Here is a 14,196-nt window from a genome sequence, read left to right as displayed (position 1 = left end):
AAAGAGCGCCGACTGGGGGGCTCCGAGAGCGTGTTCATGCAAGTCCTGAAGGAAAAAACGGACTTGGAGATTACAGGGAGGGCAAGGCGATTCCCCAGCGGGAAATCATTACAAGATTTTATCCGGCCCGCGTCTCTGACGCAGGCCGGCACCGCTACAACTGCTCGGAAATCTCGATCAGGTTCAGGTCCGGGTCCCGCAGGTACACCGAACGGATCGGGCCGGTGGCGCCGGTGCGCGGCACCGGCCCTTCGATGATCGGCCAGTTGGCCTGTTGCAGATGGGCAATCACCTGGTCCAGGGGCACGCTGGCGATGAAGCACAAATCCAGCGCCCCCGGCACCGGCAGGTGGGCCTTGGGTTCGAACTCCTGGCCGCGCACATGCAGGTTGATCTTCTGGTTGCCGTACTTGAAGGCCTTGCGCCCGCCGGCAAAGGTTTCCAGTTGCATGCCCAGCACGCGGACGTAGAAATCCTCGGCGGCAATCGGGTCGATGGTGGTCAGTACCAGGTGGTCAAGGTGGTCGATCATCGAAGACGCGGCTCCTGAAGCGAAAGGAATGGCCCGGGGATTATGCGACCCGGGCCGTCGCTTGAACATGCCCCATCAGGCTTTGCCGCGGTACTCGCGCCGTACCTGCTCGATGTAGCGCACCACCGCCGGTGCCTGCTCGAAACGCCGGTGGATCAGCGACAGCCAGGACGTCGCCGAGCTGCCGCCAATCGGCCGGTACAGCACATGGGGCAGGCTGATGTGGCCCACCACCGACTCCGGCACCACTGCCACGCCCTGCCCCAGGGACACCAGGGCCAGTACCGCCACCAGGCCGCCGGGCTGGGGGCCCAGCTTGGGGGCGTAGGCACCCTGGGCCGCCACCTGCAAGGTGCCGCTGATCTGCTCCGGAAGAATGAAGGTTTCATTGAGCAGGTGTTCGGAGGCGATCTGCGGCAGGCGGCACAGCCAGGATTCATCGGACAGCGCCAGGACAAAGCCCTCGGCGTCCAGGCGAATGGCCTCGACCCCTTCCGGCAATGTCATGGGCGAGCGAATGTAGCCCACGTCCAGGCGACCATCGGCAATCCGCGCCGGCAGCGTCGCCATCGGGCACTCCCGCACGTTGAGGCTGACGTCCGGGCAGTCGCGGCCAAAGCCCTGCACCTGTTTCTGCAACAGCCCGCAATACACCGCCGAGGCCACATAGCCCAGTTCGATATGGCCGATCTCGCCGCGCCCGGCACGCTGGGCATTGCGCTGGGCAAACTCGAACTGGCGCACCGTGGCCTCGGCTTCCAGCAGCAGGGTGGCGCCGGCCTCGGTCAGGCTGACTTCGCGTTGCTGGCGCAGGAACAGCCGGGTGCCAAGGGTGTTCTCCATGTCCTGGATCTGCCGGCTCAGGGTGGGCGGGGCAATCCCCAATTGCTCGGCGGCGCGGGTGAAATTGCGCTGCCGGGCCACCGCCAGGAAGTAGCGAAAGTGACGAATTTCCATGATGGGCATTAGCTCAAAGGTAATGAACTGGTCGCCAGCAGCTAACAAAGACCGCGAAAGGCCGGGATAAGCTGAGCGAACCTTCACAGTAGAGAGCCTCTGCCATGCGCGTCAAACCCCTGCTTCTGGCAATGATCACCTGCTGCGTGCTGCAGACCGCGGCCGCCGAGGACAGCCGCCCCGTCATTGCCCACAAGGCAATCCTTACCCTGGACAACGCCCAGCGCCTGCTCAGGGCCGCCCAGCAAACCGCCCAGGCCAAGGGCTGGCCCTGCGCCGTGGCAATCGTCGACGACGGCGGCTGGCCGATACTCGGCGCACGCATGGACGGCGCCCCGGTGGTGGCCGGAGTCGAGCTGGCCCAGGGCAAGGCACGCACCTCGGCGCTGTTCAAGCGGCCTTCCGGGGATCTGGAAAACGCCGTCAATGGCGGCCGCCCCGCCGCCCTCAGCGCCGGCCTGGTGATGATGAAAGGCGCCCAGCCGATCATCGTCGACGGCCAGGTGATCGGCGCCATCGGGGTCAGTGCCGACACCCCGGCCCACGACGATGAAATCGCCCTGGCCGCCCTCGCCACCCTCAGTCGGCAGGCCACGCAATGAACCGCTCCGTCAACCCGCGCCTGACCCTGCTCACCGCCTCCGGGGTCTGTTCGCTGATCGTTCTGGACACCAACATCGTCGCCGTGGCGCTGCCGAGCATCGCCCGTGACCTGGGGGCCAACTTCGCCGATATCGAGTGGGTGGTCAGCGCCTACATGCTGGCCTTCGCCGCCCTGCTGCTGCCCGCCGGCAGCCTGGCCGACCGCTTCGGCCGCAAGCGCACCCTGCTCTGCGGCCTGGGCCTGTTCATCCTCGCCTCCCTGGGCTGCGGCGCGGCGCCCAACGCCCTGCTGCTGGACATCGCCCGGGCGCTCAAGGGGGTGGGCGCGGCGCTGCTGCTGACCTCGGCCCTGGCCTCCATCGGCCATACCTTCCACGACGAAGTGGAACGGGCCAAGGCCTGGGCCTTCTGGGGCGCCTGCATGGGCATGGCCATGACTGCCGCGCCCACGGTCGGCGGGCTGATCACCGAGTACTTCGGCTGGCGCTGGATCTTCTACTTCAACCTACCGGTGGGTGCGTTGCTGCTGTGGAGTGTGCTGCGCAACGTGCCGGAATCCCGGGATACCCAGGCGGCGCGCCTCGACCCCTGGGGCAGCCTGGCCTTCAGCGCCAGCCTGCTGTGCCTGATCTGGGGCCTGATCGAGGCCAACCGCATCGGCTGGAGCCACCCGGCCACCACCACCCGCCTGCTGGCAGGCGTGGCGCTGCTGGGGCTGTTCGTGCTGATCGAGCGGCTGCAAAGCCGGCCCATGGTGGACCTGCAACTGTTCCGCCACCCGCGCTTCATCGGCGCCCTGCTGGGCATGTTCGCCTACGCCGGCTGTGCCCAGGTGATGATGACGCTGCTGCCCTTCTACCTGCAGAACGGCCTGGGCTTCTCGGCCATCGCCTCGGGCCTGGGCATGCTGCCCTTCGCCCTGACCATGCTCATCTGCCCGCGGATCGGCGCACGCCTGGCCGGGCGCTATGCGCCGGCCACGCTGATGGCCGCAGGGCTGACCCTGGTGGGCTGCGGCAACCTGCTCAGCGCCTGGGCGGTACACGCCGGGGGCTACCTGAACTTCGCCCTGGCAATCGCCGTGACCGGCGCCGGGGCCGGCTTGCTCAATGGCGACACGCAGAAAAACATCATGGCCTGCGTGCCGCGGGAACGCACCGGCATGGCCTCGGGCATGAGCACCACCATGCGCTTTAGCGCCATCATGCTGGCCATCGGGGTGTTCGGTGCGCTGCTGGCCAGCCATACCCAGCAGCTCTTGCAGGGCAGCCTGCACGCCGTGCCCGGGCACTGGCTGGAGCAGGCACCGGAGATTGCCTCACGGGTGGTGGCCGGGGACATGCAGGGCGCGATGGCCGGCTTGCCGCCCGATGCCCGGGCCCTGGTCGAGCCCCTGGCCCGGCAGGCCTTTGTCGGTGGTTTCGGCCTGGTGCTGACGGTGGCCGGGATGCTCGCCCTGCTCGGCGCCCTGGTGGTGGGCCGGCTGATGCGCAATCCACTGCCCCAGGCATTGGGGCTGACGCTGAAGCTGCAATAGCCCAGGCACTGCACAAACCGCTGCCGCGCCTGCGGCAGCGGTCCTGGCCCGCCCGCTTGCAATTTCACAACACTCGTTCAATTGCTGGGGCAATCCGCCACGGTTAAGGTGCGCCCTTCGCAACGCCCCATTGAATGGATAACGAGGTGAGCGTGAAGCCTTCAAGCGTGATCGTGGTGGGCGCCGGGATTGTCGGCGCCGCCATTGCCTACCACCTGGCCCGCCAGGGCACGCAGGTGACCGTGCTGGAACAGGACAGCCCGGGCTCGGGCGTCACCCGCCACTCCTTTGCCTGGATCAACCCCCACGGCGAGTTCCCGGCAGCCGCCCGCGCCCTGCGGGCCCAGGCGCTGGCAGACTACCGCCGCCTGCAGCACGAACTGCCGGCCTTGCAGATCCGCTGGTCCGGCGCGCTGACCTACGGCGCGGCCGACCAGCAAGCGCCAGATACCGACGAGCCAACCGCCGAGGCCTCGACCCGGTGGCTGGACCGGGCCGGGGTTGCCCAACTGGAACCCCACCTGCAAGTGCTGCCGGAGCGTGCCCGCTATGCACCCGGCGAAGGCAGCCTGGACCCGGTGGCCGCCACCCGCACCCTGCTCGATGCGGCCTGCACCCACGGCGCCCGGGTGTTCGACCAGACCCGGGTACTTGGCTTGCGGGTCGAAGGCCAGCGGGTACTCGGGGTAAACACCGCCGCCGGGCTCCACCGTGCCGACCAGGTGCTGCTCGCCAGCGGCTGCGCCACCCCGGCCCTGCTCGCGCCCCTGGGTATTCAGTTGCCGGTGCAGGCCTCGCCGTCGATCCTGATCCGCATCAATGCGCCACCGGGCCTGGTCAAGACCCTGGTCTCCAACAGCCAGCTGGAAATCCGCGAAGCGGCGGACGGCAGCCTGCTGCTGGCCGAGGACTATATCGATGCCCAGGGTCCACTGGGGCCCGAGGCCATCGCGCAACAGGCCCTGGCCAGCATCCGCCAGCTGTTCCGTGGCGCCCAGGCCATCACCTTGCGCAGCGTGGAAGTCGGCCTGCGGCCGATGCCCGGGGACCAACTGCCGATCATCGGCCCCAGCACCCGCTACCAGGGCCTGTACCTGGCGGTGATGCACGCCGGCGTGACCCTGGCCCCCACGGTGGCGCGCCTGATCAGCCAGGAACTGCTGCACGGGCAAACCTGCGCCGAACTGGCCGCCTGCCGACCGGCACGCTTCGCCTGAACACCAGCCCCTGTCGCCACACCGCGGCAGGGCCTGCAAGATTTCACGGAATCATCCGCACTCGCCTGTTGTCCTCTTTTGATTGCACGACTTCTTAAGCGGACCGCAGGAGCTCTTCATGGCGAACATCACCATCGCCCAGCAACTGGCAACCACCCTTGAACAGGCCGGGGTCAAGCGTATCTGGGGGCTGACCGGCGACAGCCTCAACGGCCTCACCGACGCTCTGCACAGCATGCAGACCATCGAGTGGATGCATGTGCGCCACGAAGAGGTGGCCGCCTTTGCCGCCGGCGCCGAAGCCGCCGCCACGGGGCAACTGGCGGTGTGCGCCGGCAGCTGCGGGCCGGGCAACCTGCACCTGATCAATGGCCTGTTCGACTGTCACCGCAACCATGTGCCGGTACTGGCCATCGCCGCACAGATCCCCTCCTCGGAGATCGGCCTCGACTATTTTCAGGAAACCCACCCTCAGGAGCTGTTCAAGGAGTGCAGCCACTTCGTCGAACTGGTGAGCAACCCGGCGCAGATGCCCGAGGTGCTGCACCGGGCCATGCGCAGCGCGATCCTCAACCGCGGCGTGGCGGTGGTGGTGATCCCCGGCGACGTGGCCCTGCAGCAGGTACCCGCCGCCAGCAAGCCATGGCCGGCCCTGCACGCACCGCGCACCCTGCCCGCCCCCCACGACCTGGACAAACTGGTGGAGCTGCTGAGCCAGAGCAAGGCCGTGACCCTGCTCTGCGGCAGTGGCTGCGCCGGTGCCCACGATCAGGTGGTGGCCCTGGCCGACGCCCTCGGCGCACCGGTGGTGCATGCCTTGCGCGGCAAAGAGCATGTGGAATGGGACAACCCCTTCGACGTCGGCATGACCGGCCTGATCGGCTTCAGCTCCGGCTACCACGCCATGCTCAACTGCGACACCCTGGTGATGCTCGGCACCGACTTTCCCTATCGCCAGTTCTACCCCAGCGACGCCTGCGTCATACAGATCGACCGCAACCCCCAGGCCCTGGGCCGGCGAGTGCCGCTGGACCTGGGGATCGCCGCCGACGTCGGCGAAACCCTCGCCGCACTGCTGCCGCGCCTGCCCTATAAGGGCGACCGCCGCTTTCTCGAAGAATCCCTCAAGCACTACGCCAAGGCGCGCCAGGGCCTGGACGACCTGGCCCAGCCCTCGCCCGCTGGCCGGCCGATCCACCCGCAGTACCTGACCCGGCTGCTCAGCGAACTGGCAGACCAAGACGCCATTTTCACTGCCGACGTCGGCACCCCCACGGTGTGGGCCGCGCGCTACCTGAAAATGAACGGCCAGCGGCGCCTGCTGGGCTCTTTCAACCACGGCTCCATGGCCAACGCCATGCCCCAGGCCATGGGCGCCCAGGCCGCCTTCCCCCAGCGCCAGGTGATCTCGCTGTCCGGCGATGGCGGCTTCAGCATGCTGATGGGCGACTTCATCTCCCTGGCCCAGCTCAAGCTGCCGGTGAAGATCGTGGTCTACGACAACGCCTCCCTGGGCTTCGTGGCCATGGAAATGAAGTCCGCCGGCTACCTGGACACCGGCACCGACCTGCACAACCCGGACTTTGCCGCCATGGCCAACGCCATGGGCATTCTCGGCCTGCGGGTGGAAAACTCCGAAGAACTGGAAGGCGCCCTGCGCACCGCCCTGGCCCATGACGGCCCGGTGCTGGTGGACGTGGTCACCGCCACCCAGGAACTGGCCATGCCGCCGGCCATCAAGCTGGAACAGGCCAAGGGCTTCAGCCTGTACATGCTCAAGGCGGTGATGAGCGGGCGTGGCGACGAGGTGATCGAACTGGCCAGGACCAATTGGCTCAAGGACAGTTGGTTCAAGATCACCTAGAAAGGCTCTACCCCCGGGCATGCCATCGCAGCCTCTAATGCACCCACATTAGAGGCCTGTGTCCATGAAAAGGGTGGCAGTAGCATCCATCGAGGGTGGCGTTGGGAAAACCACCACCTCCGCAGGCCTCGCCTCTTATCCATTAAGACAAGACGTTTCGACTGCACGCCAACGGATTGGCCGTAAGCACAAGCGGGACAAGGAAGCCGTCAGGCTCTGTCAGTGATCCGATCATTTTTGAGCGGCTCGCCTCTTTCAAGATCGGCAGCGGATGAAGGCATGCCCAAACGTCAGCCCCCCCTCAGCGGCCGACTGATCAGGCGCAAAAAACCTACGCAATATTTTCCTTTAGACCAAATGCCTTTGCTTTTTTGAATGCTAATTCGGAAACGGAAGGTGCATCGCTTTTCCGGCAGGCTAGAGTCTAAATCCGACAAGCACATTGATGTGCCTCTTGCACGGATGCACAGAGACTGGCGGCCTTCCCCTCCTCACAGACAGCCCGCCTCGAAACAGGGAGTGTTATGAACAAGCCAATCAAGAATATCGTCATCGTGGGCGGCGGCACCGCGGGCTGGATGGCCGCTTCGTACATCGTCCGGGCGCTCCAACAGCAGGTAAACATCACGCTCATCGAGTCTGCGGCGATCCCCCGGATCGGCGTGGGCGAGGCGACCATCCCGAGTTTGCAGAAGGTGTTCTTCGACTTCCTCGGGATACCGGAGCGGGAGTGGATGCCCCAAGTGAACGGCGCCTTCAAGGCCGCGATCAAGTTCGTGAACTGGAGAAAATCTCCCGACCCATCGCGCGAAGATTACTTCTACCACTTGTTCGGCAGCGTGCCGAACTGCGACGGCGTGCCGCTTACCCACTACTGGCTGCGCAAGCGCGAACAGGGCTTCCAGCAACCGATGGCGTACGCGTGCTACCCGCAGCCCGGGGCCCTCGACGGCAAGCAGGCACCTTGCCTGGCCGACGGCACCCGCCAGATGTCCCACGCGTGGCACTTCGACGCGCACCTGGTGGCCGACTTCTTGAAGCGCTGGGCCGTCGAGCGCGGGGTGAATCGCGTGGTCGACGAGGTCGTGGAGGTTCAACTGAACGACCGCGGCTACATCTCCACCCTGTTAACCAAGGAAGGGCGGACGCTGGAGGCGGACCTGTTCATCGATTGCTCCGGCATGCGGGGGCTCCTGATCAATCAGGCCCTGAAGGAACCCTTCATCGACATGTCCGACTACCTGCTGTGCGACAGCGCGGTCGCCAGCGCCGTGCCCAACGACGACGCGCGCGAGGGGGTCGAGCCTTACACCTCCGCGATTGCCATGAACTCGGGATGGACCTGGAAGATTCCGATGCTGGGCCGGTTCGGCAGCGGCTACGTCTTCTCGAGCAAGTTCACCTCGCGCGACCAGGCCACCGCCGACTTCCTCAAACTCTGGGGCCTCTCGGACAATCAGCAGCTCAACCAGATCAAGTTCCGGGTCGGGCGCAACAAGCGGGCGTGGGTCAACAACTGCGTCTCGATCGGGCTGTCGTCGTGCTTTCTGGAGCCCCTGGAATCGACGGGAATCTACTTCATCTACGCGGCGCTTTACCAACTCGTGAAGCACTTCCCCGACACCTCGTTCGACCCGCGGTTGCGCGACGCATTCAACGCCGAGATCGTCTACATGTTCGACGACTGCCGAGACTTCGTCCAGGCGCACTATTTCACTACGTCGCGCGAAGACACGCCGTTCTGGCTCGCGAACCGGCACGAACTGCGGCTCTCGGACGCCATCCAGGAAAAGGTTGAGCGCTACAAGGCCGGGCTGCCGCTGACCACCACCTCGTTCGACGATTCCACGTACTACGAGACCTTCGACTACGAATTCAAGAACTTCTGGTTGAACGGCAACTACTACTGCATCTTTGCCGGCCTGGGCATGCTGCCCGACCGGTCGCTGCCGCTCCTGCAGCACCGACCGGAGTCGATCCAGAAGGCCGAAGCGATGTTCGCCAGCATCCGGCGCGAAGCCGAGCGCCTGCGCACGAGCCTGCCGACGAACTACGACTACCTGCGGTCACTGCGTGACGGCGCGCAGCTGTCGCGCAACCAGCACGGGCCGACGCTCGCGGCTCAGGAACGCCAGTAGTGGAACGCACCTTGAACCGGGTATCCGCATTCGCGGCCACACACGCTGCCGTGGCGGCCTGCGATCCACTGCAGGCGCGCGCGCTGGTTCTGCAGCTGCCGGCCCTGAACCGTGACAAGGACGTGCCCGGCATCGTCGGCCTGCTGCGCGAATTCCTCCCGGTGCGCGGCGTGCCCTCCAGCTGGGGCTTCGTCGAAGCCGCCGCCGCGATGCGGGACATCGGTTTCTTCCTGGGGTCGCTCAAGCGGCACGGACATGAGCCCGTGGACCTGGTGCCCGGGCTTGAACGGGTGCTGCTCGACCTGGCACGGGTGACCGACTTGCCGCCGCGCGAGACACTCCTGCATGTGACGGTCTGGAACCCGGCGGCGGCCGATGCGCAGCGGAGCTACACCGGGCTGCCCGACGAAGCGCACCTGCTCGAGAGCGTGCGCATCTCGATGGCGGCCCTCGAGGCGGCCATCGCGTTGACCGTCGAGCTGTCCGATGTATCCCTGCGCTCGCCCGCGTTCGCGCAAGGGTGCGATGAGCTGGAAGCCTACCTGCAGAAAATGGTCGAATCGATCGTCTACGCGTACCGCTTCATCTCGCCCCAGGTCTTCTACGATGAGCTGCGCCCCTTCTACGAACCGATTCGAGTCGGGGGCCAGAGCTACCTCGGCCCCGGCGCCGTAGAAATGCCCCTCTTCGTGCTGGAGCACGTCTTGTGGGGCTCGCAATCGGACGACCCAGCTTATCGAGAATTCAAAGAGACGTACCTGCCCTACGTGCTTCCCGCGTACAGGGCGGTCTACGCTCGGTTCGCCACAGAGCCGGCGCTCATCGACCGCGCGCTCGACGAGGCGCGAGCGGTGGGTACGCAGGGCGAGCACGTCCGGGCTGGGCTGACAGCCCTCGAGCGGGTCTTCAAGGTCCTGCTGCGCTTCCGGGCGCCTCACCTCAAATTGGCGGAGCGGGCATACGAAGCCGGGCGCAGCGGCCCCACAACCGGCAGCGGGGGCTACGCGCCCAGCATGCTCGGCGATCTACTCACGCTCACCTGTGCCGCGCGGTCCCGCATCCGCGCCGCGCTCGATGAATCCTGATGCGCGCGACCCAGTGTTATTTCACAAGGAGAGTTTGCCCCCATGACTCAGAAGAGCCCCGCGAACGGACACGATAGCAACCACTTCGACGTAATCATCCTCGGTTCGGGCATGTCCGGTACCCAGATGGGGGCCATCCTGGCCAAACAACAGTTTCGCGTGCTGATCATCGAGCAGTCGTCGCACCCGCGGTTCACGATCGGCGAATCGTCGATCCCCGAAACGTCTCTCATGAACCGCATCATCGCTGATCGCTACGACATTCCGGAGCTCGGCCACATCACCTCGTTCTACTCGACGCAGCGTTACGTTTCGTCGAGCACGGGCATCAAGCGCAACTTCGGCTTCGTGTTCCACAAACCTGGCCAGGAGCACGACCCGAAGGAGTTCACCCAGTGCGTCATTCCCGAGCTGCCGTGGGGGCCGGAGAGCCATTATTACCGGCAGGACGTCGACGCCTATCTGTTGCAAGCGGCCATCAAATATGGCTGCACGGTCCGCCAGAAGACGAGCGTGACCGAATATCACGCGGACAAGGACGGCGTCGCGGTGACCACCGCCGAGGGCGAGCGGTTCACCGGCCGGTACATGATCGACTGCGGAGGACCCGGCGCGCCGCTGGCGACCAAGTTCGGGCTCCGCGAAGAGCCGTGTCGCTTCAAGACGCACTCGCGCAGCCTCTACACGCACATGCTCGGGGTCAAGCCGTTCGACGACATCTTCAAGGTCAAGGGGCAGCGCTGGCGCTGGCACGAAGGAACCCTGCACCACATGTTCACCGGCGGCTGGCTCTGGGTGATTCCGTTCAACAACCACCCGCGCTCGACCAATAACCTGGTGAGCGTCGGCCTGCAGCTCGACCCGCGTGTCTACCCGAAAACCGACATTCCCGCGCAGCAGGAATTCGACGAGTTCCTCGCGCGGTTCCCGAGCATCGGCGCTCAGTTCCGGGACGCCGTGCCAGTGCGCGACTGGGTCAAGACCGACCGCCTGCAGTTCTCGTCGAACGCCTGCGTCGGCGACCGCTACTGCCTGATGCTGCACGCGAACGGGTTCATCGACCCGCTCTTCTCCCGGGGGCTCGAGAACACCGCGGTGACCATCCACGCGCTCGCGGCGCGCCTCATCAAGGCGCTACGCGACGACGACTTCTCCCCCGAGCGCTTCGAGTACATCGAGCGCCTGCAGCAAAAGCTTTTGGACCACAACGACGACTTCGTCAGCTGCTGCTACACGGCGTTCTCGGACTTCCGCCTATGGGACGCGTTCCACCGGCTGTGGGCGGTCGGCACTATCCTCGGGCAGTTCCGGCTGGTGCAAGCCCACGCGAGGTTTCGCGCGTCGCGTGACGAGGGCGACCTCGATCACCTCGACAACGACCCGCCGTACCTCGGGTACCTGTGCGCGGACATGGAGCAGTACTACCAGTTGTTCAACGACGCCAAAGCCGAGGTCGAGGCCGTGAGCGCCGGGCACAAGTCGGCCGAGGAGGCCGCGTTGCGGATTCACGCCCTCATCGACGAACGAGACTTCGCCAAGCCGATGTTCGGCTTCGGGTACTGCATCACCGGGGACAAGCCGCAGCTCAACAACTCGAAGTACAGCCTGATACCGGCGATGAAGCTGATGTACTGGACGCAAACCCGCGCGCCGGCAGAGGTGAAGAAGTACTTCGACTACAACCCGATGTTCGCGCTGCTCAAGGCGTACATCACCACCCGCATCGGCTTGGCTCTGAAGAAGTAGTCGGCCAAGGACGGCACACACGCGATGAACAACATTCAATTGGATCAAGCGAACGTCAAGAAGCATCCCCCGGGGGCGTACGACGCGACCACACGCGTGGCCGCGAGCTGGTACGTCGCGATGCGCTCGAACGACCTCAGGGACAAGCCGAAGGAGTTGACGCTCTTTGGCCGTCCGTACGTGGCGTGGCGCGCGGCGACGGGGCAGGCCGTGGTGATGGACCGCCACTGCTCGCACCTGGGCGCGAACCTGGCTGACGGGCGGATCAAGGACGGGTGCATCCAGTGCCCGTTTCACCACTGGCGCTACGACGAGCAAGGCAAGTGCGTTCACATCCCCGGCCACAGCGAGGTGGTGCGCCAGCTGGAGCCGGTGCCACGCGCGGCGCGCCAGCCGACGTTGGTCACCACCGAGCGATACGGCTACGTGTGGGTCTGGTACGGCTCCCCGCAGCCGCTGCACCCGCTGCCCGAAATCACCGCAGCCGACGTCGACAACGGCGACTTCATGCACCTGCACTTCGCGTTCGAGACGACGACGGCGGTTTTGCGGATCGTCGAGAACTTCTACGACGCACAGCACGCAACCCCCGTGCACGCGCTCCCGATCTCGGCCTTCGAGCTCAAGCTCTTCGACGACTGGAGCCGGTGGCCGGAGGTTGAGTCGCTGGCCCGGGCGGGCGCGTGGTTCGGTGCTGGGATCGACTTCCACGTGAACCGCTACTTCGGCCCCCTCGGCATGCTGTCGCGCGCGCTCGGCCTGAACATGTCGCAGATGAACCTGCACTTCGATGGCTACCCCGGCGGGTGCATCATGACCGTTGCCCTGGACGCAGACGTCAAATACAAACTGCTCCAGTGTGTGACACCGGTGAGCGACGGCAAGAACATCATGCACATGCTCATCTCGATCAAGAAGGTGGGCGGCGTCCTGCGCCGTGCGACCGACTTCGTGCTGTTCGGGCTGCAGACCAGACAGGCAGCGGGGTACGACGTCAAAATCTGGAACGGGATGAAGCCCGACGGCGGCGGCGCGTACAGCAAGTACGACAAGCTCGTGCTCAAGTACCGTGCGTTCTACCGCGGCTGGGTCGACCGTGTCGCGAGTGAGCAGTAATGCGTGAGGCCGAGCCGGTAGCGGTCGCGTCGCGCTGCCCGGCGCTTGCGAACCTTTCGAGCTGCGTCACGGAGATCACGGCGTACGGCGCGGCGGACCCGCTTGGGCTCGCGGCCACCCGCTTGGTGTCGGTGTCGCTCTTTGCGAGGTATTGATGACCATCTGGCTGTTGCAACTCGTGCTGGTGATCGCGCTCTGCAACCTCTGCGGCCGCCTTGCCGAACGGCTCGGCCAGTGCGCGGTGGTCGGCGAGATCGCGGCCGGCCTGCTGTTGGGGCCTTCGCTGTTCGGCGTGATCGCACCGAGTTTCTACGACCTGTTGTTCGGCCCACGTACGCTGTCAGCCATGGCGCAAGTCGGCGAAGTCGGCCTGATACTGCTGATGTTTCAGATCGGTCTGCATATGGAGTTGAGCGAGACGCTGCGCGGCAAGCGCTGGCGCATACCTGTCGCGATCGCGGCGGGCGGGCTCATCGCGCCGGCCGCGATCGGCATGATCGTCGCCATCGTCTCGAAAGATACGCTCGCCAGCGACGTGCCGGCGCTGCCCTACATACTCTTTTGCGGTGTCGCACTTGCGGTATCAGCGGTGCCGGTGATGGCGCGCATCATCGACGACCTGGCGCTCGGCGCCATGGTCGGCGCACGGCACGCAATGTCTGCCGCGATGCTGACGGATGCGCTCGGCTGGATGCTGCTGGCAACGATTGCCTCGCTATCGAGCGGGCCTGGCTGGGCATTTGCGCACATGCTCGTCAGCCTGCTCGTGTACCTGGTGCTATGCGCGCTCCTGGTGCGCTTCGTGGTGCGACCGGTGCTTGCGCGGCTCGCCTCGACTGCGCATGCGACGCGCGACCGCTTGGCCGTGTTGCTCTGCTTTGTAATAGCCTCGGCACTCGCGACGTCGCTGATCGGATTCCATAGTGCATTTGGCGCACTTGCGGCGGCGCTGTTCGTGCGGCGCGTGCCCGGCGTCGCGAAGGAGTGGCGCGATAACGTCGAAGGTTTCGTCAAGCTTGTACTGATGCCGGTGTTCTTCGCGTGTGCGGGGCTGCATGCGTCGGTCGGCACGATCGACGACGCGGCATCATGGATGTGGTGCGGGGTATTCCTCGTGGGCGGATTCATCGGCAAGTTCGGCGGCAGCTATCTGGGCGCGCGTGGCACTGGGCTGGCGCCGCACGATGCGATGCTGGTGAGCTCGTTGATGAATACGCGCGGGCTGATGGAGCTAATCGTCCTGTCAATCGGCCTGCAGATGCAGATTCTTCCGCCAAAGGTCTACACGATCCTCGTGGTGTTCGCGCTGGTGACGACGGCGCTGACCGCACCGCTGGTTCGATTCACGCTGCGCATGCAAACACGCGCAATGAGCCAACAGGCCGCCTGAGCCAGCTTGAG

General features: G+C 65.6%; 11 protein-coding genes. 9 read left to right on the top strand and 2 right to left on the bottom strand.

Annotated features, from left to right (window positions below; genetic code table 11):
• Nucleotides 1-154 precede the first annotated feature (154 nt).
• Together F6S12_RS12810 and F6S12_RS12805 are read right to left on the bottom strand one after the other, a co-directional pair.
• Nucleotides 155-532, bottom strand: a complete 378-nt coding sequence (locus tag F6S12_RS12810) for a VOC family protein (protein ID WP_041118828.1) — start codon at nucleotides 530-532, stop codon at nucleotides 155-157.
• Between the two features lie 75 nt (nucleotides 533-607).
• Nucleotides 608-1,489 (bottom strand): LysR family transcriptional regulator, encoded by an 882-nt coding sequence (locus F6S12_RS12805; RefSeq protein ID WP_011061876.1) that lies wholly within the window; start codon nucleotides 1,487-1,489, stop codon nucleotides 608-610.
• A gap of 104 nt (nucleotides 1,490-1,593) precedes the next feature.
• On the opposite strand from F6S12_RS12805, the gene F6S12_RS12800 reads away from it, so the two are divergent.
• From F6S12_RS12800 to F6S12_RS12760, 9 genes are all read left to right on the top strand, one after another.
• Nucleotides 1,594-2,091, top strand: coding sequence for a GlcG/HbpS family heme-binding protein (locus tag F6S12_RS12800; RefSeq protein WP_015636038.1), 498 nt, complete (start codon nucleotides 1,594-1,596; stop codon nucleotides 2,089-2,091).
• Nucleotides 2,088-3,629: an MFS transporter gene (locus F6S12_RS12795; RefSeq protein ID WP_315868951.1), complete on the top strand. Its 1,542-nt coding sequence runs from the start codon at nucleotides 2,088-2,090 to the stop codon at nucleotides 3,627-3,629. The genes F6S12_RS12800 and F6S12_RS12795 overlap by 4 nt, the downstream gene beginning before the upstream one ends.
• Before the next feature lie 152 nt (nucleotides 3,630-3,781).
• Complete coding sequence (locus F6S12_RS12790; RefSeq protein ID WP_315868950.1) at nucleotides 3,782-4,846, top strand: FAD-dependent oxidoreductase; 1,065 nt, start codon at nucleotides 3,782-3,784, stop codon at nucleotides 4,844-4,846.
• Between the two features lie 118 nt (nucleotides 4,847-4,964).
• Nucleotides 4,965-6,710 (top strand): ubiquinone-dependent pyruvate dehydrogenase, encoded by a 1,746-nt coding sequence (gene poxB / locus F6S12_RS12785; RefSeq protein ID WP_072441294.1) that lies wholly within the window; start codon nucleotides 4,965-4,967, stop codon nucleotides 6,708-6,710.
• 524 nt (nucleotides 6,711-7,234) lie between these two features.
• Nucleotides 7,235-8,848, top strand: a complete 1,614-nt coding sequence (locus tag F6S12_RS12780) for a tryptophan halogenase family protein (RefSeq protein WP_315868949.1) — start codon at nucleotides 7,235-7,237, stop codon at nucleotides 8,846-8,848.
• Nucleotides 8,848-9,933, top strand: a complete 1,086-nt coding sequence (locus tag F6S12_RS12775) for a monodechloroaminopyrrolnitrin synthase PrnB family protein (RefSeq protein ID WP_053159249.1) — start codon at nucleotides 8,848-8,850, stop codon at nucleotides 9,931-9,933. Before F6S12_RS12780 ends, F6S12_RS12775 begins: the two co-directional genes overlap by 1 nt.
• A gap of 42 nt (nucleotides 9,934-9,975) precedes the next feature.
• The gene (locus F6S12_RS12770) at nucleotides 9,976-11,679 is read left to right on the top strand and encodes an NAD(P)/FAD-dependent oxidoreductase (protein ID WP_011061883.1); all 1,704 of its coding nucleotides are present in this window, start codon (nucleotides 9,976-9,978) and stop codon (nucleotides 11,677-11,679) included.
• A gap of 24 nt (nucleotides 11,680-11,703) precedes the next feature.
• The gene (locus F6S12_RS12765) at nucleotides 11,704-12,795 is read left to right on the top strand and encodes a Rieske 2Fe-2S domain-containing protein (RefSeq protein WP_123430555.1); all 1,092 of its coding nucleotides are present in this window, start codon (nucleotides 11,704-11,706) and stop codon (nucleotides 12,793-12,795) included.
• Nucleotides 12,796-12,949: 154 nt separating this feature from the next.
• Nucleotides 12,950-14,185: a cation:proton antiporter gene (locus F6S12_RS12760; protein ID WP_019094363.1), complete on the top strand. Its 1,236-nt coding sequence runs from the start codon at nucleotides 12,950-12,952 to the stop codon at nucleotides 14,183-14,185.
• Nucleotides 14,186-14,196: the final 11 nt, after the last annotated feature.

This window comes from Pseudomonas sp. JV245A (genome assembly GCF_032424515.1).
Classification (GTDB): domain Bacteria; phylum Pseudomonadota; class Gammaproteobacteria; order Pseudomonadales; family Pseudomonadaceae; genus Aquipseudomonas; species Aquipseudomonas protegens.
Note: the sequence above shows the minus strand (reverse complement) of the source record. Positions and strands in the feature narration are given on the sequence as shown.

Bases quoted from the DNA above. Each gene is read 5' to 3' on its own strand.
- F6S12_RS12805 (WP_011061876.1), bottom strand. From the start codon at position 1,489: ATGGAAATTCGTCACTTTCGCTACTTCCTGGCGGTGGCCCGGCAGCGC.
- F6S12_RS12765 (WP_123430555.1), top strand. From the start codon at position 11,704: ATGAACAACATTCAATTGGATCAAGCGAACGTCAAGAAGCATCCCCCG.
- poxB (WP_072441294.1), top strand. From the start codon at position 4,965: ATGGCGAACATCACCATCGCCCAGCAACTGGCAACCACCCTTGAACAG.
- F6S12_RS12770 (WP_011061883.1), top strand. From the start codon at position 9,976: ATGACTCAGAAGAGCCCCGCGAACGGACACGATAGCAACCACTTCGAC.
- F6S12_RS12800 (WP_015636038.1), top strand. From the start codon at position 1,594: ATGCGCGTCAAACCCCTGCTTCTGGCAATGATCACCTGCTGCGTGCTG.
- F6S12_RS12810 (WP_041118828.1), bottom strand. From the start codon at position 532: ATGATCGACCACCTTGACCACCTGGTACTGACCACCATCGACCCGATT.
- F6S12_RS12795 (WP_315868951.1), top strand. From the start codon at position 2,088: ATGAACCGCTCCGTCAACCCGCGCCTGACCCTGCTCACCGCCTCCGGG.
- F6S12_RS12760 (WP_019094363.1), top strand. From the start codon at position 12,950: ATGACCATCTGGCTGTTGCAACTCGTGCTGGTGATCGCGCTCTGCAAC.
- F6S12_RS12780 (WP_315868949.1), top strand. From the start codon at position 7,235: ATGAACAAGCCAATCAAGAATATCGTCATCGTGGGCGGCGGCACCGCG.